This window comes from Streptomyces sp. NBC_00286, from assembly GCF_036173125.1.
Classification (GTDB): Bacteria; Actinomycetota; Actinomycetes; order Streptomycetales; family Streptomycetaceae; genus Streptomyces.
In genome coordinates this window covers 7097637-7115718 of the sequence record NZ_CP108054.1, presented here as the reverse complement: position 1 = coordinate 7115718, position 18082 = coordinate 7097637, and the positions used below count along the sequence as shown (strand labels likewise).

Annotated in this window: 12 protein-coding genes, 3 tRNA genes and 1 pseudogene; 8 read left to right on the top strand and 8 right to left on the bottom strand. The window is 68.7% G+C overall.

Annotated features, from left to right (window positions below; translation table 11 throughout):
* Nucleotides 1-191 precede the first annotated feature (191 nt).
* Genes OHT21_RS32315 through OHT21_RS32305 form a run of 3 tightly spaced genes read left to right on the top strand, consistent with a single transcriptional unit; the run spans nt 192 to nt 3558 of the window.
* Nucleotides 192-1433, top strand: coding sequence for an acyl-CoA dehydrogenase family protein (locus tag OHT21_RS32315; RefSeq protein WP_328771800.1), 1242 nt, complete (start codon nt 192-194; stop codon nt 1431-1433).
* On the top strand, nt 1430-2002 hold the full coding sequence (locus OHT21_RS32310; RefSeq protein ID WP_328771799.1) for a flavin reductase family protein: 573 nt from the start codon (nt 1430-1432) through the stop codon (nt 2000-2002). Before OHT21_RS32315 ends, OHT21_RS32310 begins: the two co-directional genes overlap by 4 nt.
* Before the next feature lie 26 nt (nt 2003-2028).
* Nucleotides 2029-3558 carry an acyl-CoA synthetase gene (locus OHT21_RS32305; protein ID WP_328771798.1) on the top strand — a complete coding sequence of 510 codons (1530 nt, stop codon included), beginning with the start codon at nt 2029-2031 and terminating at the stop codon, nt 3556-3558.
* 624 nt (nt 3559-4182) lie between these two features.
* On the opposite strand, the gene OHT21_RS32300 is transcribed toward OHT21_RS32305, so the two are convergent.
* From OHT21_RS32300 to OHT21_RS32290, 3 genes are all read right to left on the bottom strand, one after another.
* Entirely contained in the window at nt 4183-4767 is a 585-nt protein-coding gene (locus OHT21_RS32300; RefSeq protein WP_328771797.1) for a TetR/AcrR family transcriptional regulator, read from the bottom strand.
* Nucleotides 4768-4848: 81 nt separating this feature from the next.
* Nucleotides 4849-5754 carry an alpha/beta hydrolase gene (locus tag OHT21_RS32295; protein WP_328771796.1) on the bottom strand — a complete coding sequence of 302 codons (906 nt, stop codon included), beginning with the start codon at nt 5752-5754 and terminating at the stop codon, nt 4849-4851.
* 377 nt (nt 5755-6131) lie between these two features.
* Nucleotides 6132-6656: a hypothetical protein gene (locus OHT21_RS32290; protein ID WP_328771795.1), complete on the bottom strand. Its 525-nt coding sequence runs from the start codon at nt 6654-6656 to the stop codon at nt 6132-6134.
* A 10-nt stretch (nt 6657-6666) separates the two neighbouring features.
* Here OHT21_RS32290 and OHT21_RS32285 point away from each other — a divergent pair.
* Nucleotides 6667-6954 (top strand): annotated as a pseudogene (locus tag OHT21_RS32285) (IS30 family transposase); the annotation flags it as partial.
* A 693-nt stretch (nt 6955-7647) separates the two neighbouring features.
* On the opposite strand, the gene OHT21_RS32280 reads toward OHT21_RS32285, so the two are convergent.
* From OHT21_RS32280 to OHT21_RS32270, 3 genes are all read right to left on the bottom strand, one after another.
* Nucleotides 7648-7721: transfer RNA gene (locus tag OHT21_RS32280), tRNA-Ile, on the bottom strand.
* Between the two features lie 167 nt (nt 7722-7888).
* A tRNA-Asn gene (locus OHT21_RS32275) sits at nt 7889-7961 on the bottom strand.
* Between the two features lie 5 nt (nt 7962-7966).
* Nucleotides 7967-8039: transfer RNA gene (locus OHT21_RS32270), tRNA-Asn, on the bottom strand.
* 148 nt (nt 8040-8187) lie between these two features.
* Here OHT21_RS32270 and OHT21_RS32265 point away from each other — a divergent pair.
* The 4 genes from OHT21_RS32265 to OHT21_RS32250 all read left to right on the top strand — a co-directional run bounded on the left by OHT21_RS32265 (nt 8188) and on the right by OHT21_RS32250 (nt 14116).
* Nucleotides 8188-8496 (top strand): YtxH domain-containing protein, encoded by a 309-nt coding sequence (locus tag OHT21_RS32265; RefSeq protein WP_328771794.1) that lies wholly within the window; start codon nt 8188-8190, stop codon nt 8494-8496.
* Nucleotides 8497-8649: 153 nt separating this feature from the next.
* A complete protein-coding gene (locus OHT21_RS32260; RefSeq protein WP_328771793.1) occupies nt 8650-10101 on the top strand; it encodes an FGGY family carbohydrate kinase in 1452 nt (483 codons plus the stop codon).
* Nucleotides 10102-10454: 353 nt separating this feature from the next.
* Nucleotides 10455-12188, top strand: coding sequence for an ABC transporter ATP-binding protein (locus tag OHT21_RS32255; protein WP_328771792.1), 1734 nt, complete (start codon nt 10455-10457; stop codon nt 12186-12188).
* Entirely contained in the window at nt 12188-14116 is a 1929-nt protein-coding gene (locus OHT21_RS32250) for an ABC transporter ATP-binding protein (protein WP_328771791.1), read from the top strand. Before OHT21_RS32255 ends, OHT21_RS32250 begins: the two co-directional genes overlap by 1 nt.
* Before the next feature lie 556 nt (nt 14117-14672).
* Here OHT21_RS32250 and OHT21_RS32245 read toward each other — a convergent pair.
* Together OHT21_RS32245 and dnaG are read right to left on the bottom strand one after the other, a co-directional pair.
* Nucleotides 14673-15992 carry an RNA polymerase sigma factor gene (locus tag OHT21_RS32245; RefSeq protein ID WP_328771790.1) on the bottom strand — a complete coding sequence of 440 codons (1320 nt, stop codon included), beginning with the start codon at nt 15990-15992 and terminating at the stop codon, nt 14673-14675.
* Between the two features lie 125 nt (nt 15993-16117).
* Entirely contained in the window at nt 16118-18019 is a 1902-nt protein-coding gene (dnaG, locus tag OHT21_RS32240; protein ID WP_328771789.1) for a DNA primase, read from the bottom strand.
* Between the last annotated feature and the right edge of the window lie 63 nt (nt 18020-18082).

Sequence of the window (18082 nt, the reverse complement as noted above, 5' to 3'; positions counted from 1 at the left end):
GTCCGGGTCAGGTTACAGCGCGCTTCCCCGCACGTCATCAGGCAGAAATATCCGGCTTTCCCGTCACCCCTCTGACCTGCTGTGATGCACGGCGCTCATCAGCGGCATGGGCACCGGCATTGGACGGCCCTTCGCCGCGCTGCCGACACTCCATTCAGGCCGACACAGAACAGCAGCGGATGGGGTGCGAATTGTCCGAGACAACCGAGGCAGCCGAAAAAATCATCGAGATTCCTCAGCCGGAACCGGACCTGACACCGGAGGAACTGGTGCGCCGGGCCGTCGGCATGAGGACCTGGCTGCGGGACCGTCAGGATGAGACCGAACAGCGAACCGGCATCTCCGAGGACACGCACAAGGCGTTCCTGGAGGCCGGTTTCTACCGGGCCCTTCAGCCACGCCGCTTCGGCGGTTACGAGTTCGATCTGCGGACCTACTCCCGGATGGTCACCGAGGTGGCTCGCGGCTGCCCGTCCAGCGGATGGAACCTGTGTCTGGCCGCCTCCCACAGCCTGGTGGTGGCCGGCCGCTTCCCCGAGAGCACCCAGCGCGAGGTGTTCGGGCCGGACGGCGACTTCCGGGCCCCGTTGCCGATCGCCCCGAGCGCCACAGCGACGAGGACCCCCGACGGGTACCTGGTCAACGGCCGCTGGGACTACGCCTCCGGGGTCAACGTCTCCACGCACTTCCTCGGCGGTGTGCTCATCGTCGACGAACAGGGCGGCATGCCCACGCAGGGCCTGGTGCTCGTCCCCTCCGGCTGGCGGATGCTCGACAACTGGGGCGAGATCCTGGGCTTCCGCGGCAGCGGCTCCAACAGCGTCGTGGCCGAGGACGTCCTCGTCCCGCACGAGTACGTGTCCAGGACCCACCTCCTGGCGAACGACGCCACCGACGGACCAGGTGTCGAACTGCACGGCAACCCGATGTACGCGGGCCGGCTGATGGCGTTCTTCAACATCCAGCTGTGTTCGATCGTGGCGGGCACCGCCTGGGCCGCGGTCGACGAGTACCAGCGGATCATCACCACCAAGAACAGCCCGCTGCCCCCGTTCAAGCCGCGCAGCCACGACCCGGAACACCAGCGCAACCTCGGACTGGCCACGGCCCTGGCCGACAGCGCGCAGCGGATCGTCCTGTCGGTCACCGACGACTACACCGCCTACGCGGCCCGGGGCCTGGCAGGGGGCGAGCCCTTCTCCGAACTGGACGACCAGGCCCTCTCCCTCACGGCCCGGCAGTCCGGCCAACTGGCCTGCCAGGCCGTCGAGATGCTGGCCTCGGCCAGTGGCTCCAGCGGGCTGGCGAACGGCGAGCGCATGCAGCGGTACCTGCGCGACGTCGCCACGTACAAGACGCACATCAACGCGCAGCACGGCTGGTGGGCGACGGGGTACGGCCGCTCTCTGCTCGGCGTGGAGACTCCGTCGTGAACCGGTCGACGCCCGCCGCGACGGCGCCCGGCGGCGGCCAGGCGGACGACCCCGGCCGGTTCCGGCACGTGCTCGGCCACTACCCGACGGGTGTCACGGTGGTCACCGCGACCGCACCCGACGACACCCTGGTCGGCATGGTCATCGGCTCGTTCACCTCGGTGTCCCTGGACCCCCCGCTCGTCGCGTTCTTCGCCGGCCGCTCCTCCACGACCTGGCCCAGGATCATGGCCGGCGGCGCCTTCTGCGTGAACGTGCTGGCCGCCGGCCAGGAGGACCTCTGCCGGGACGTCAGCGCCAAGGCACCCGACGTCTTCGACCGCCACCCGTGGCGCAGCGCGGCCTCGGGCAGCCCCGTCCTGGCGGGCGTCGTCGCCTGGATCGACTGCGACATCGCCGACGTGTGGACCCTCGGCGACCACTACTTCGTCCTCGGCCGCGTCCGGGAACTCGGGGTGGAGAAGACCGGCGCCGCACCGCTGGTCTTCTCCCAGGGGCGGCTCGCCCCGTTGCCCCCACACCGGGACCACGACGACTCAACCGACTACACATGGCCCGACTGGATCTGAGAGATCTGAGAGAAGAGAGACGCACCATGCGCAATCAAGGGCTCGGCTCGTGGCCCGCGCGGCGCGCCCGCATGGCACCAGAGACCACCGCCGTCGTGCACGACGGTGGATCCCTGTCCTACGGAGAGCTGGCCGCGCGCGTGACGCGGCTCGCTCACGCCCTGCGTGCCCTGGGGGTCGGACACGGCGACCGGGTGGCCTACCTCGGCGCGAACCATCCGGCCCTGGCGGAAACCCTGTTCGCCACGAGCGCGCTGGGCGCCGTCTTCGTCCCGCTCAACACCCGCCTCGCGGCACCCGAATTGGCCTTCATCCTGGGCGACTCGGGAGCGTCGGTGCTGGTGTTCGGGGCCGAACTCACCGACGTCGTCGACGCGTTCAGGGACGACGCCGAGGTGAAGCACTACGTCGAGGTGGGGACGGCGTACGAGGAGCTACTCGCGAGCGCGCCGGACGACCCCCTGGACGAGACGGTCGGCCTGGAGGAAGTGTGCATGATCCAGTACACCTCCGGCACCAGCGGCCGTCCCAAGGGCGTCATGCTCACCCACGCCAACATCGCCTGGAACTGCTTCAACATCCTGCTGGACGTGGACATCACCACCGACGACGTCGCTCTGGTGGTGGCACCGATGTTCCACACCGCCGCCCTCAACACCGTCTTCCTACCGGGCTTCCTCAAAGGAGGGACGTCGGTGCTGATGCGCGGCTTCGACCCGGAACGGGTGCTCGCCGTCATCGCCGAGCACCGGGTGACAAGGATGTTCGGCGTGCCCGCGATGTACCAGGCCATGGCCCGGTCGCCGCGGTGGGCGACGGCCGACCTGTCGTCGATCCGGATCCTGATGTGCGCGGCGGCACCCGTACCCAAGGCCCTCATCCACACGTACCAGGACCGTGGCCTGACCTTCCTCCAGGCGTACGGCCTGACCGAGACCGCTCCCGCCGCGCTGGGACTGCGCGAGCGGGACAGCATCCGCAAGGCCGGCTCGGCCGGCACGCCCTGCTTCTTCACCGACGTACGCGTGGTGCGCCCCGACCTCACCGATGTCGCACCGGGCGAGGTCGGCGAGGTGATCATCGAGGGCCTCAACGTGATGAAGGGCTACTGGCAGTGGCCCGAAGCGACCAAGGACGCCTTCGTCGAAGGAAGTTGGTTCCGCTCCGGGGATGCGGCCACCGTCGACGAGGAGGGGTACGTCACGATCGTCGACCGGATCAAGGACATGTACATCTCCGGCGGAGAGAACGTCTATCCGGCCGAGGTCGAGCAACTCCTCTACCAGCATCCCGCGGTCGCCGAATGCGCGGTGATCGGCGTACCCGACGAACGATGGGGCGAAGTGGGCAGAGCGCTGGTCGTGCCCCGCGCGGGCTCCGACGTGTCGCCCGACGACATCATGGACTCCCTGTCCGGCCGACTCGCCAAGTACAAGCTCCCCAAGTCGGTCGTCCTCGTCGACACCCTGCCCCGCAACGCCACCGGCAAGATCCTCAAGGCCCGCCTGCGCAGCCAGTACGGCTCCGTGCCGGCCCGCGGCGCCGAGGAGGCATGACGCCAGGCTCCGCGCGTGGGACGCGGGCCCAGCCCCGGCCCACCGTACGGGATCTCCTCGATGCCTCCGAGCGCGTGCAGCTCACCAGCGGAGACCACGGCGGGCCGAAGGACAAAAAGTCGAAAGGCCGGCGTAAGACCAGCAGCCTCGACGGCAAGGCCTCACGCGCCGCCCGTCTGCGCGAAGTCGAACGCTTCCGGGATCCCATCCTGTCGGCAGCCCCTCGCCACCGCTCTTGGGCGTCCACCGGTCGGCCAGGAGGTCGATTCCGTCGGGCATCGGGACACGAAGATCCCGCTCGACGACCAGGTCCCGGGTCGGCTGCGCGGCCAGCTTCAGCCGGCGCTGGACGAGGTGACTGAGCAGGCTCATGGGGGGGGTCTCCAGGTCTGGTGTGCTGGTGGTGGGGCTCAGGGCGGCGATGAGGACCGACAGCATGCGCATGAGTCGGTCGGTGAATGCCTGGGGTTCCAGCGGCTCCCGGAAGGCGTTGGTACAGCCAGTGACGTCCACACCGTCCCGAGACAGAACAACCAGGCGACGGCGAATGGATCGCGCAGCACCACCCCAGGCCCCGCGTCGCTCAGGCGATCTGTTGCGCCTGGCCGGTCTCATGAATGGTGTTCAGCTGGTCATGAGCCTGCGCACCACCTCGATCAGCGCCTCACGGTGCTCGGTGAGCCGCTGCGCCGACCAGACGTCGTCCGTTGCCCCCGAGTCGGTATCGCGTTGCGCAGCGAAGATGTGATGCCAGGCGCTGGCCAGGCCGTACAGGATGACGGCCAGGTCGACCGGGTTGAAGGTGGTGTCGATCCGCCCTTCGTCCCGCGCGGCGGTGAGCGGGGCGAGGGCGTGTTGGTAAGAGCCGATATTCTTGCCGCCTTGGCCAAGGGGGCGTTCAAGCTGTTTCCAGGCGGCCAACCGCATGAGGTCCGGGTGGGAGATGATGTAGTCGAAGAGGCGGCCTACGTAGCCCGGCAGATCGTCGGCGTCCAGCGGGACTGCCGCCATCACCTCGACGTGCCGTTGGTCCATCACCGCGTCGAACAGCCTTTCCTTGTCACCGAAATACGCGTAGATGCGCTCCTTGTTCAATTTGGCGTTGCTCGCGATGCGAGCGACCCTGGCGCCGGCCAAGCCATGTGCGGTGAACTCGGAGGCGGCGGCGTCGAGCAGCCGGGCTCTGCTCGCGCTGGAATCAGACATCATGCGCTGCAGGATAATAGAGGCGTGAAACCTTCTTGTTCACCTTTGCACCGCCCTCGGTAGTGCCTACCGGAGCAAGGTGAGTCACAGACTCTGGCTGAAGAACTCTGCCAATTTGTCGGCTGCCTGCTTGACGTACTGGTCCAGATCGTACAGGTCGAGGTGCGAGGCCCCGTCGATCAGGAAGAGCTCCTTGGGTTCCGCGGCAGCCGCGTACGTCGCTTCATTGTGAGACCGGCTGGTGGATTCGGTGCCGACAATCAGCAGAAGGGGATGTGGCGCGATGAGACTGACCACATCCAATGCGGAAAAGGTCAGCTGCTTCTCCAGCGACCAGGCCAGCGTCTTGTTCTCCCATCGGGGGTGAGCCCCGCGCGTTGAGTCGTAGTAGTAGTCCGGAGCTTCCTTGAGGGGAGCGAACGCGTTCTCGACCTCCGGGCCCGGGATGAGGGGCCAATACGTGGGTTCGTCTCCGCGTGAGAACGCCTGCCTGGCCGCACCGCAAGCCTCCAGCATGGCGACCAGAACACCGTGGTCGGAACCTGTCTGCTCGTGAAACACGCCACGCTGATCCCCCACTCCGCTCACAGTGGCGACGGCCTTGATCCGGCGATCGGTGGCTGCCGCGGCGGGCGCATAGCCACCCCCGCCGCAAATGCCCATAGCGCCGATACGGTCCGGATCCACCTCCGGGCGGTTACGGAGATAACTCACTGCGTTCTTGATGTCTTCGATCTTCGCGAACGGGTCCTCGTCGTAGCGGGGAAAGCCTTCGCTCTCGCCATACGACCGGTGATCGAAGGCCAGGGCAACGAAACCCCGGTCGCGCAATTCACGGGCGTAGCGACCGGAAGTCTGCTCCTTGATCCCGCCCCCCGGGGCCACCGTCACCACGGCGGCCCGCTTCTGACCCTCCTTGTAATCCTCCGGAAGGTAGAGGTGGCCCGCGACAGTGATACCGCCGCTGCGAAAGTGAACGTCGATAGGCACGGTGTGCTCCTTGCTCGTTTCTGGGTTCCGGGGCCGAAGGGGCCTTCCGGCTCAGCGCGGTTGGTCACGCAGCGGCTGAGCACCGAGCCAACCGATCGGATGATCCGACACTACAGAACCATGCCCAATAGGGCAACCAACCGGTTGGTTGCCCTATTGGGCATGGTTCTGTGCAATGAGGCGGCCGTTGGGCGGTGGAGGCCTCCCCGAAGGCCGGGGTAGTTAGCGTTTTCGCTGGTCACGCAAGTGGGGCTGGGGGTCATGGTGTTGCGGCGTAGAGACCGGGTCCGGACTTGTGGACGAAGCCGCTGGCGGCCCACCGATTCAGTTGCCTGTACATGCTCCCCGGGCTGACGTCGCCGAAGTGGGCAGCGATTTCACGGGGTTGCCAGAAGCGAGTGGGGTCTTCCTGGTGGAGTGTCAGGGTGCGGTGTCGGCGCCGCGTGGCAGGGGTAGCGTGCCGGTCGTCCCGGGAAAGCCGTGGGCAGCGCGGGTTGATCCACGGGTTCGGGGACGGTGACGTTGAGGCGGGTCATGGTGCGGCTGCTGTCGGGCCGGCCGGCGGCGTGGCGCTCGCTGCAGTGGGACATCGGTGACTTGACCTTGCGGGTGCTGACCCGCTGCCGCCTGGGCTGAAGCAGGCCGGCCAGGATCCGGCGGCCGATCGTCCCTAGACGGGTGTCCCGATCGGTGTCCGCGCTGACGATACCCGTGGCCTGGATCACCCGGTCACGGGTGGTGTGGAGCGTGATGCCGAAACAGCAGCGGTCCGGGCCGGCCCCGCGGAGGGACTCGGCGGCACCGACCATCACAGTGCGGAGGGCCTGGTAGAGCGTGAGCGGGGGCGACATCTCCTGCTCGATGCCTGCCGGGTCGCCCGAGCGGAGGGTGCTCCCGTTCATGATCGTGTGGCGGAGCGCGTACCAGGACCGGCTGTCCGGCGCCGTCTGTCTCCCGGGTGGACAGTCCGTGGCGGGCCCCGAGGTTCCGCCGTGGAAGGGCCGGAGCAAGGCTCGCCGACAGGATCGCGGGTGGGCAACGTCGTGGAGCCCGGAGCAGATTGCGAACCGGTTGAAGGCCGACTTCCCCGAGGACGATTCCGTGCGGATCTCGCACGAGGCGATCTACCAGGCCCTGTTCTTCCAGGGCCGGGGTGCCTTGAAGCGTGAGCTGGTCGCCTGCCGGCGGACCGGCCGTGCGCGAGCCAGCGTCAGCGCGCACGGATAGGCATAGCCACGGCGGGCGGTGGCTCCCGAACAGGGTCGATCTGCTCTGCCTTCTCCGCAGCTCCCTGTCCGATCACCTCAACCACACTCGATCTCGACGGCCCGAAAGCCGTCGAGTATCCCGGAGGGGCCGTTTTCTGTTCGGGCCGTTTCCGGACAGCCCAGGGCGCTCGACGGCGCCGCGGTCACTGAGAAGCAGTGGCGACCACCACTCTCCGGCGCAGGGATCCTCAGTACCCGGATCGCCGATCGGCCCCGCCATCAGCAACACGCGCCGTCCCGCCACCGGCAGCACCAAGACGCACCACCATCCACTACGCCCGGTGCGCCCGGCGCCGACCGGAAACATCGCGGACGGCGGCGCACAGCCAGCGGATGAGAAGCGCCCCGACCCTGGATCCCACACACGCGACGCATGGTGTCGGCACCGTCTTGGTCCCTGTCTGGTCCCTGGACCTTGGCTTCGAGCCCCCGGGGCAGCGGATCCGGAGGCCGACGACAGCCTTGAATACCTGTTCCGTCGCAGGTCAGAGCGATCAAAACACTTCCGAGCACCACAGACCGGCGAGATCCCGAACTCGCGAGCAGCGGATTCAGTCCGTTCGGGCAAAGTTGACGCTCCGGCACCCGAAAATGAACGTTTTCGCAGGTCAGAGGCCTGCACAGGTGGGGCGGGTGGGACTCGAACCCACGGCCGACGGATTATGAGTCCGCTGCTCTAACCGGCTGAGCTACCGCCCCGTCTACGGCGCGTCGCGCACATTTGTGCGCGCCGTCTGCCGCAGCATAGCCGCTCATACGATCTCCTGCTTCGGCTGGTCGGCTACGCACGACCATGAGGACTGCGGTGCAGGCCGCGCGGTTCCGCCGGGCATGAAAAAGGACCCCTGAGGGGTCCTCTTCCGCTGCTCTCCCGACTGGACTCGAACCAGTAACCTGCCGGTTAACAGCCGGCTGCTCTGCCAATTGAGCTACGGAAGATCGAGCTCCCCCGACTGGACTCGAACCAGTAACCTGCCGGTTAACAGCCGGCTGCTCTGCCAATTGAGCTACGGAGGATTGTCTCGCTGCATCGAACGTACCTCCCTGGGTATTCGCCAGAGGGCGGGCGCTCGCTGCGACACATACATTAGCGCAAGCAGGGGGGTGCTTCGCCAATCGGTTCCTCCGCCGCGACCGATGCCGACTCAAGGGAAGGGTGGCCGTCATGCGCTATCGACTGACGTTCGTTGCCGGACTGGCCCTGGGGTACGTCCTGGGCACACGAGCCGGGCGTGAGCGTTACGAGCAGTTGAAGAAGTCCGCGCGGGAGATCGCGCAGAACCCCGCGGTGCGCAACACCGCCGAGTCGGCCGCCCAGCAGGGCCGGCAGTTCGCGGGCAAGGCCTACCACGTGGTGAGCGAGCGGGTCGGTGACCGTGTCCCGGACTCGGTGGCCGAGCGCGTACGGCATCTGCGCGAGCGGAACACGAACGGAGCGGCGGCTCACGACGACTGGGGCACCAGCAACACGTAGGTGCACGGGTGGCGCGTAACACGTACAACGGAGTGCCCTGCGCCACGTGCGGGGCTCGATACCGGTGACATATAGCAGGTCAGGGCACAAGCGGTACGAGGGCCTCCGGCAGAGCGGCGCCGTGAGGTCCGGCGGTACGGCAGAATTTCCGCCATGGGGATAGTCGCCGGGCTGGACAGTTCGCCCGATTTCACTCGCATCGTCGTCTGCGACGCGGACAGCGGAGCCGTGCTCAGGCAGGGGTATGCCCCGCATCCGCTCGACGGCGCTGAGGGCGGTCGGCCCTCCGACGTGGACCCGCAGGCCTGGCTGCTGTCCCTGGGCGAAGCGGCGGGCGGCGGGCTCCTCGAAGGTGTCCAGGCCATCGGTGTGTCCGCGCAGCAGAGCGCGCTCATTCCGCTGGACACACAGGGCAATACGGTGCGTCCGGCGCTGGTCGGCGGGGACAAGCGGGCGCAGGTCTGCGCCGCCGAACTGGTCGACGCGCTCGGTGGCCGGGAGGCGTGGGCGCAGGCCGTGGGCACCGTGCCGGGGGCGGCACAGCCGGTGACGAAGCTGCGCTGGATGGTGAAGAACGAGCCGGATGCCGCGTTGCGGACGGCCATGCTCATGCAGGCGCACGACTGGCTGGTGTGGCAGTTGCTGGGCAGACCGGCCCGCCGGACCACGGACCGGGGCGATGCCTCGGGTACGGGGTACTGGTGCGCGGTGAACGGTGCGTACCGGCCCGATCTGGTCGAGCTGGCACTGGGGCATCAGGCGCTGCTGCCGGATGTGCTCGGTCCGGCGGAGGCCGCGGGGACGACGCCCGAGGGGCTGCTGATCTCGGCGGGGACCGGCGAGACGATGGCCGCGGCGTTCGGCCTGGGGATCGGGCTCGGGGACGCGGTGGTGTCGCTCGGCGCCTCCGGGTCCGTGATGGCCGTACACCATGAGGCGCTGGTCGATCCGTCCGGGATGATCACCTCGCTCGCGGACGCGACGGGGATGCATCTGCCGGTCGTCACCACCCTGAATGCCGTACGGACACTGCGCGGGAGTGCCGAACTCCTCGGGCTGCCCGACCTGGAGAGCCTGTCGGACCTGGCGATGAAGTCGACGCCGGGCGCCCATGGACTCGTACTGCTGCCGTATCTGGAGGGCGAGCGGGTGCCCGATCTGCCGCATGTGGCGGGGACGTTGGCGGGGTTGCGGCGGGAGTCGATGCGGCCCGAGCATCTGGCGCGGGCGGCGTTCGAGGGCATGTTGTGCGGGCTCGCGGACGCGCTGGACGTGCTGCGTCGGCGGGGAGTTGAGGTGCGGCGGATCTTTCTGCTGGGTCCTGCCGCCGAGTTGCCGGCCGTGCAGGCTTGCGCGCCCGCGCTGCTCGGCACGCAGGTTGTGGTGCCGCAGTCCGCCGACTACGCGGCGATCGGCGCGGCGCGGCAGGCCGCCTGGGCGCTCGGCGCCTCGCAGGGCACCCTCGATCCGCGGCAGCCGCCCGTCTGGCAGGGCGCGACCGCGCAGATCCTGGACCCCGGTGACGATGTGGCGGTGGGGGCGGCGGTGCGGCAGCAGTACACGTCGGTACGGGACCAGACGCACCCGGGCGCGGTCAGGCTCTGACCTGTCCGGGACGGGACGGGACGGGATGGTCCGGACCGGACCGGACCGTCCCGGCGTACGGCCGCACGCCTGGACCCACGGCTGTACGCCCCAACCCACGGTCGTACGCCCCAACCGGCGGCCATACGCCCCAATCCGCGGGCCACGCGCCACCGACCCGCGTGCCCCCCGACCCACAACCGCCCACCCCGACCGACGATCACCACACAAAGCCGGAGTCGGGCGTTCCGGACGGTTTGGGAGGTTCTTGGAACGCTGTTGGCTTAATTGGTTGGGGTAACGCCGGTGGAATGTTCGACGATGAGGCGTGGTGCGTCACCACTCACCCCTGTCGCCGACTCCGAGAGACCAGCGTGCTCATACGACTCCTGCGTGCCCATCTCAGGCCGTACAAGAAGGCCATCGCCTTACTGGTGCTGCTGCAGTTCCTCCAGACCTGCGCCACCCTCTATCTGCCCACCCTGAACGCGGACATCATCGACGACGGTGTGGTGAAGGGGGACACGGGCTACATCCTGACGTTCGGCGCGTTGATGATCGGCATCTCGCTGGTGCAGGTCGTCTGCAATATCGGGGCCGTCTATTACGGGGCTCGTACGGCCTCGGCGGTCGGCCGGGACATCCGGGCCGGCGTCTTCGACCGGGTGCAGTCGTTCTCCGCGCGTGAGGTCGGCCGCTTCGGGGCGCCGTCGCTGATCACCCGCACCACGAACGATGTGCAGCAGGTGCAGATGCTGGCCCTGATGACGTTCACGCTGATGGTGTCGGCGCCCATCATGTGCGTGGGCGGCATCGTCATGGCGCTCGGTCTGGACGTACAGCTGTCCGGAGTGCTCGTCGCCGTCGTGCCTGTCCTCGGTATCAGCGTGACGTTGATCGTGCGGCGGCTGCGCCCGCTGTTCCGCACCATGCAGGAGCGGCTCGACAACGTGAACCGGGTGCTGCGCGAGCAGATCACCGGCAACCGCGTCATCCGCGCCTTCGTCCGGGACACCTACGAGGAGGAGCGCTTCCGTAAGGCCAACGTCGAGCTCACCGAGGTGTCGCTGGGCACCGGGCGGATTCTGGCGCTGATGTTCCCGATCGTCATGACGGTGGTGAACGTCTCGTCGATCGCGGTGGTGTGGTTCGGTGCGCACCGTATCGACAGCGGCGGGATGCAGATCGGGGCGCTGACCGCGTTCCTCGCCTATCTGATGCAGATCGTGATGGCCGTGATGATGGCCACCTTCATGTTCATGATGGTGCCGCGTGCCGAGGTCTGCGCCGAGCGCATCCAAGAGGTCCTGGACACGGAGAGCAGTGTCGTGCCTCCGAAGGCGCCTGTACGGGAACTGCGGCGGCACGGTCATCTGGAGGTGCGCGGGGCCGGTTTCCGTTACCCCGGCGCCGAGGAGCCGGTGCTGAAGTCCATCGACCTGGTGGCGCGGCCCGGTGAGACGACCGCGGTGATCGGGTCGACCGGCAGCGGCAAGTCGACGCTTCTCGGGCTGGTCCCGCGGCTTTTCGACGCCACGGACGGTGAGGTCCTCGTCGACGGCGTGGACGTACGGACCCTTGAACCGCGGCTGCTGGCGCGGACCGTGGGCCTCGTACCGCAGAAGCCGTATCTCTTCGCGGGCACGGTGGCCACGAACCTGCGGTACGGGAATCCGGCCGCGACCGACGAGGAGCTGTGGCACGCGCTGGAGGTGGCGCAGGCCAAGGACTTCGTGCAGCGGTTGGAGAACGGGCTCGACTCCCCCATCGCGCAGGGCGGCACGAATGTGTCGGGCGGTCAGCGGCAGCGGCTCGCGATCGCCCGAACCCTCGTACAGCGCCCGGAGATCTACCTCTTCGACGACTCGTTCTCCGCGCTCGACTACGCGACGGACGCGGCCCTGCGTACGGCGCTGGCGCGGGAGACCGCCGAGGCGACCGTCGTGATCGTCGCGCAACGCGTGTCGACCATCCGTGACGCCGACCGGATCGTCGTACTCGACGAGGGGCGGGTCGTGGGGACGGGCCGCCACCACGAGCTGATGGCGGACAACGAGTGCTACCGGGAGATCGTGCTCTCCCAGCTGACGGAAGCGGAGGCAGCCTGATGGCCGGGCCCATGGCGCGGATGATGGCCGGGGGCGGCCCCGACCAGCAGTCGATGGACTTCAAGGGATCCGGGAAACGGCTGCTCGCTCAGTTCAGGCCCGAACGGGCCACGATGTACGGGATGTTGCTCGCCGTCTTCCTGAGTGTGGGCCTGTCGGTGCTGGGCCCGTGGATCCTCGGGCGGGCGACCGACCTGGTCTTCGCGGGCGTCGTCGGACGGGAGATGCCCGAGGGCGCCACGAAGGCCGAGGTGCTGGAGTCCATGCGAGAGCGGGGCGACGGCGGTGTGGCCGACATGCTCTCCGGTACGGATTTCACACCGGGCAAGGGCATCGACTTCACCGCGGTCGGTGAGGTACTGGGGCTCGCGCTACTGGCGTTCACGGCGGCCGGGCTGCTGATGGCCGTGGCGACGCGGCTGGTCAACCGGGCCGTCAACATGACCGTGTACCGGATGCGCGAGGACGTACAGACGAAGCTGTCGCGGCTGCCGCTGTCGTACTTCGACCAGCGGCAGCGCGGTGAGGTGCTCAGCCGGGCGACCAACGACATCGACAACATCGGTCAGACGCTTCAGCAGTCGATGGGCCAGCTCGTCAACTCGCTGCTCACCATCGTCGGCGTCCTGGTGATGATGTTCTGGGTGTCGCCGCTGCTGGCGCTGGTCGCGCTGGTGACGGTGCCGCTGTCGTACGTCGTCGCCAAGTCGGTCGGCAAGCGCTCGCAGCCGCACTTCGTGCAGCAGTGGCGATCCACCGGCAAGCTCAACGCGCACATCGAGGAGATGTACACCGGGCACACGCTCGTCAAGGTCTTCGGGCGGCAGGACGAGTCGGCGGCGCAGTTCGCGGAGCAGAACGAGAAGTTGTACGAGGCCGGGTTCAAGGCGCAGTTCAACAGCGGGATCATGCAGCCGCTGATGATGTTCGTGTCGAACCTCAACTATGTGCTGGTGGCGGTGGTCGGCGGACTCCGGGTCGCGTCCGGTGCGCTGTCGATCGGTGATGTGCAGGCCTTCATCCAGTACTCGCGGCAGTTCTCGATGCCGCTGACTCAGGTCGCGTCGATGGCGAACCTCGTGCAGTCGGGGATCGCGTCGGCGGAACGCATCTTCGAGCTGCTCGACGCGGAGGAGCAGGAGGCGGATCCCGTGCCCGGGGTTCGGCCGGAGGAAGTGCGGGGGCGGGTCGCGCTGGAGAACGTCTCCTTCCGCTACGACCCCGAGAAGCCGCTGATCGAGGACCTGTCCCTGAAGGTCGAGCCCGGCAACACGGTCGCCATCGTGGGCCCGACGGGGGCGGGCAAGACGACGCTGGTGAATCTGCTGATGCGGTTCTACGAGGTCACCGGTGGGCGGATCACGCTCGACGGCGTCGACGTCGCGAAGATGTCCCGCGACGAACTCCGGGCCGGGATCGGGATGGTGCTCCAGGACACGTGGCTGTTCGGGGGGACGATCGCGGAGAACATCGCGTACGGGGCCTCTCGCGAGGTGACGCGCGGGGAGATCGAGGAGGCGGCGCGGGCCGCGCATGCGGACCGGTTCATTCGTACGCTGCCGGATGGCTACGACACCGTGATCGATGACGAGGGGTCGGGGGTGAGCGCGGGTGAGAAGCAGCTGATCACGATCGCGCGGGCGTTCCTGTCCGATCCGGTGATCCTGGTGCTGGACGAGGCGACGAGCTCGGTCGACACCCGGACCGAGGTCCTGATCCAGAAGGCGATGGCGAAGCTGGCGCATGGGCGGACGTCGTTTGTGATCGCGCATCGGTTGTCGACGATTCGGGATGCGGACACGATTTTGGTGATGGAGAACGGGGCGATTGTGGAGCAGGGGGCTCACGAGGAGTTGTTGGGGGCGGAGGGGGCTTATGCGCGGCTGTATCAGGCGCAGTTTGCGGAGGCTGTGGTGGAGGTGGAGTGACGGTTCCCGCCGGGGGTTCGCGGGGGTTGGTTTCGCCCCCGCCGCCCCTACCCATTCCCGTCCACCGGGCTTCGCCCTAGACCCCACCGGGGGCTGCGCCCCTGGACCCCGCTCGGGGCTCCGCCCCGGACCCCGTTTCGGGGGCCAACCCCCGGACCCCCGGTCCTCAAACGCCGGACGGGCTGATTTTGCGCTGGCCGGGCTGATTTTCGCCGGGCCGCGGCCTCGGCGGGCAATCGGCCGAGGGCGCATGCCGAGGCCGCGCACGCGACGCCTCCCGGTCGGCGCCTTGCCCGCCCGCCGAGGGCCGCCCCGAGCCGGTGCCACCGGGCGGGCTGGCTTTCCGCCGGACGGCGCTGCTTTCAGCCGGGCGGGCTGATTTCAGCCCGCCCGGCGTTTGAGGACGAGGCCGCCAGGCCGATAGGGGCCTGGGGCGCAGCCCCAGCGGGGTACAGGGGCGGAGCCCTGGTGGGGTCCCGGGGGCGGAGCCCTGGTGGGGTCCCGCGGGCGGAACCCCGGGATGGGACGGGTAAGGGCGGCGGGGGCGACATCCCCCTCAGTCCAAGTAACCCCGCAGCTGGTCCGCGAACGCATGGTCCCGGAGCTTGTTCAGGGTCTTTGACTCGATCTGGCGGATTCGTTCGCGTGTGACGCCGAAGATGCGGCCGATCTCCTCCAGCGTGCGCGGGCGCCCGTCCGCGAGGCCGTAGCGGAGTTGAACGACCTTGCGTTCACGTTCGCCCAGGGTCGACAGCACCGCCTCCAGGTGCTCCCGCAACAACAGGAAGGCCGCCGACTCCACGGGAGATGTCGCGTCGCCGTCCTCGATCAGGTCGCCGAGCGCGACGTCGTCCTCCTCGCCCACGGGCGCGTGCAGGGACACGGGCTCCTGGGCCAGGCGCAGGACCTCGCTGACCCGCTCGCTGGGCAGGTCGAGCTGGCCGGCGACCTCCTCGGGGGTCGGCTCGTAGCCGCGTTCCTGGAGCATGCGGCGCTGGACGCGGACGACGCGGTTGATCAGTTCGACGACATGGACGGGGACTCGTATGGTCCGGGCCTGGTCGGCCAGGGCACGGGACATGGCCTGGCGTATCCACCAGGTCGCGTACGTCGAGAACTTGTAGCCGCGGGCGTAGTCGAACTTCTCGACGGCCCTGATCAGGCCCAGGTTTCCCTCCTGGACGAGGTCGAGCATGGTGAGCCCGCGCCCCACGTACCGCTTCGCGACCGAGACCACGAGCCGCAGGTTGGCCTCGATGAGGCGGCGCTTGGCCATCCGCCCCATGACCACCAACTTGTCGAGGTCCAGGGCGAGTTGGCTGTTCAGCTCGGGAGCCGGGGTGCGCGCCAGCTTCTCCTCGGCGAAGAGGCCCGCCTCGACGCGGCGCGCGAGCTCGACCTCCTCGGCGGCAGTGAGGAGGGGGATACGGCCGATCTCGCGCAGGTACTGGCGGAAGAGGTCCGAGGACGGGCCGCCGGTGTCGGCGGTACGGCCACGGGGTGGCAGCGTCTCGACGGGCGGCTGCTCGGGGGCCTCGGTCTCGACGACCGTCGTCCCTACGGCGCCGGCGGGCGGCTCGTCGGGATCGTGCGGCGGGCCTCCCGCCTCGGTTTCGGGATGGTGCGCGACACGGCTCTGTTGCGGAACCGCCGGGATGACGTCCGCCTCCGCGTCCGTCGTGGTCTCGGTCTGGGTCAGGGTCTGGGTCTGCACGGGGGCGACCTCCAGGATGATCGCTGCTGAGGCGTACGGCAGCGGTACTTCGCGAACGGACTCGGCGGCCGCGCCGCCATCCGTCCCGTACACGTTGAGCGGAACCGCGGGGATGGAGGACCCGTCGCGTTCGGGTCGGCCGCGCTCCGAGGACTCAGGCACCGGAACCAGTGTGGAGTACGACACATCCTCGCCACGAGGGGCGTGCGGTGACTTTTTGAGTCCGGTCTGTGACCGGGTGGTTACCCACACGTACGAGGAGACGTCACAGAGGGCACAAGCCCCGGTCAGAGCGCTGCCGCGCCCCGTTCACGCAAGGCCTGTCCGTACTGCTGGAGGACCCACAACTCGTTCTGTACGGCGGCCAGATGGGCCGGGTCACCCTGGGCGCTGGCCCGGGCGAGAGTCCCCTGGACCTCGTGGATGCGGCGGTCGACGGCGCGGCGGCGCACCATGACGAGCTGGTCGCCCGCGTAGAGCTCGTCGACGGTCTTGCGCATGATGGCCTCCACGGCCAGCTCCGTGACCATGGCGCGGACCGCGTTGTCCGGGGCGGCCTCGCGGACCCGGATCAGATACTCCTGGGGGTCCTGGACGCCGTACTCCGCGCCGCCCGCGTCCATGACGGCCTGACGCACGGCCGCGTACGGCGGGGCGGTGAACTCGTCGATCCCGTACGCGTCGAAGGCCGGCGATACCAACTCGGGGCGCTGGAGGGCGAGTTTGAGCAGCTCGCGCTCGGTGGCGTAGACGGGGTTGCGGAGGTTGAGGGCGGGGCCCGAGGGGGCCTGGCGCGGGGCCATGTCGTACGAGGGCTGACGGCTCGACGTCGGCGCCGGGCCCCTGCCGCCGCGGTCCCGGGCCCAGCGCGCCAGCTGCGCCACCCGCTTCACCACGAACTGCGTGTCCAGAATGCCGAGCATGCCCGCGAGCTGTACGGCGACCTCGTGCTGGGCGCCGCTGTTCTTGATACGGGCCACGATGGGCGCCGCCTCGTCGAGGGCGGCGGCGCGGCCCGCGGGGGTCTCGAGGTCGTAGCGCGCGACGATCTGGCGGAGCGCGAACTCGAAGAGCGGGGTGCGCGGTTCGGCCAGGTCGGCAACCGCCTCGTCGCCCTTCGCCAGGCGCAGCTCGCAGGGGTCCATGCCGTCCGGCGCGATGGCGATGTACGTCTCGGCGGCGAACTTCTGATCGTCCTCGAAGGCGCGCAGGGCCGCCTTCTGTCCGGCCGCGTCGCCGTCGAAGGTGAAGATGACCCGCGCGCTGCCGTTGTCCATGAGGAGACGGCGGAGGATCTTGATGTGGTCGCCGCCGAAGGCCGTGCCGCAGGTGGCGATCGCGGTGGTCACTCCGGCCAGGTGGCAGGCCATGACGTCGGTGTAGCCCTCGACGATCACGGCCCGGCTGGTTTTGGCGATGTGCTGCTTGGCGAGGTCGATGCCGTACAGGACCTGGGACTTGCGGTAGATCGCCGTGTCGGGGGTGTTGAGGTACTTCGGGCCGTTGTCCGACTCGTAGAGCTTGCGGGCGCCGAAGCCGACGACGTCCCCCGCGATGTCGCGGATCGGCCACATCAGCCGACCGCGGAAGCGGTCGATGGGGCCGCGGCGGCCCTCCTGGGCGAGGCCGGAGAGGAGGAGCTCCTTGTCGGTGAAGCCCTTGCCGCGCAGATAGCGGGTGAGGTGGTCCCAGCCCTGGGGGCTGTAGCCGACGCCGAAGTGGGTGGCGGCGGCCTGGTCGAAGCCGCGCTCGGCGAGGAACTTACGGCCCGTGTCGGCCTCGGAGCTGGTGTCGAGCTGCTCGATGTAGAACTGGGCCGCGATCTTGTGGGCCTCGACCAGGCGGATGCGCTCGCCGCGCTGGTGGGAGGGGTTGTAGCCGCCCTCCTCGTACCGCAGCGTGATGCCCGCCTGGCCGGCCAGGCGCTCGACCGCCTCCGAGAAGGAGAGGTGGTCGATCTTCATCACGAAGGCGATGGTGTCGCCGCCCTCCTGGCAGCCGAAGCAGTGGAAGAGCCCCTTGCTCGGGCTGACCTGGAAGGAGGGCGACTTCTCGTCGTGGAACGGACACAGGCCCTTGAGGTTGCCCCCGCCCGCGCCCTTCAGCTGGAGGTACTCGGACACCACGGCGTCGATCGGAACCGCGTCCCGAACCGCCTTCACGTCCTCGTCGTTGATCCTTCCGGCCACGCGTTGATTCTACGGGGCAGAACTGACACTCCTGAGGCGAGCGAGCGGCTTTTCGGCGGGGGG

Excerpts from the sequence above, each read along its gene's own strand:
- OHT21_RS32305 (WP_328771798.1), top strand. The coding sequence starts at position 2,029 with ATGCGCAATCAAGGGCTCGGCTCGTGGCCCGCGCGGCGCGCCCGCATG.
- OHT21_RS32300 (WP_328771797.1), bottom strand. The coding sequence starts at position 4,767 with ATGATGTCTGATTCCAGCGCGAGCAGAGCCCGGCTGCTCGACGCCGCC.
- OHT21_RS32290 (WP_328771795.1), bottom strand. The coding sequence starts at position 6,656 with ATGAACGGGAGCACCCTCCGCTCGGGCGACCCGGCAGGCATCGAGCAG.
- OHT21_RS32265 (WP_328771794.1), top strand. The coding sequence starts at position 8,188 with ATGCGCTATCGACTGACGTTCGTTGCCGGACTGGCCCTGGGGTACGTC.
- OHT21_RS32260 (WP_328771793.1), top strand. The coding sequence starts at position 8,650 with ATGGGGATAGTCGCCGGGCTGGACAGTTCGCCCGATTTCACTCGCATC.
- OHT21_RS32250 (WP_328771791.1), top strand. The coding sequence starts at position 12,188 with ATGGCCGGGCCCATGGCGCGGATGATGGCCGGGGGCGGCCCCGACCAG.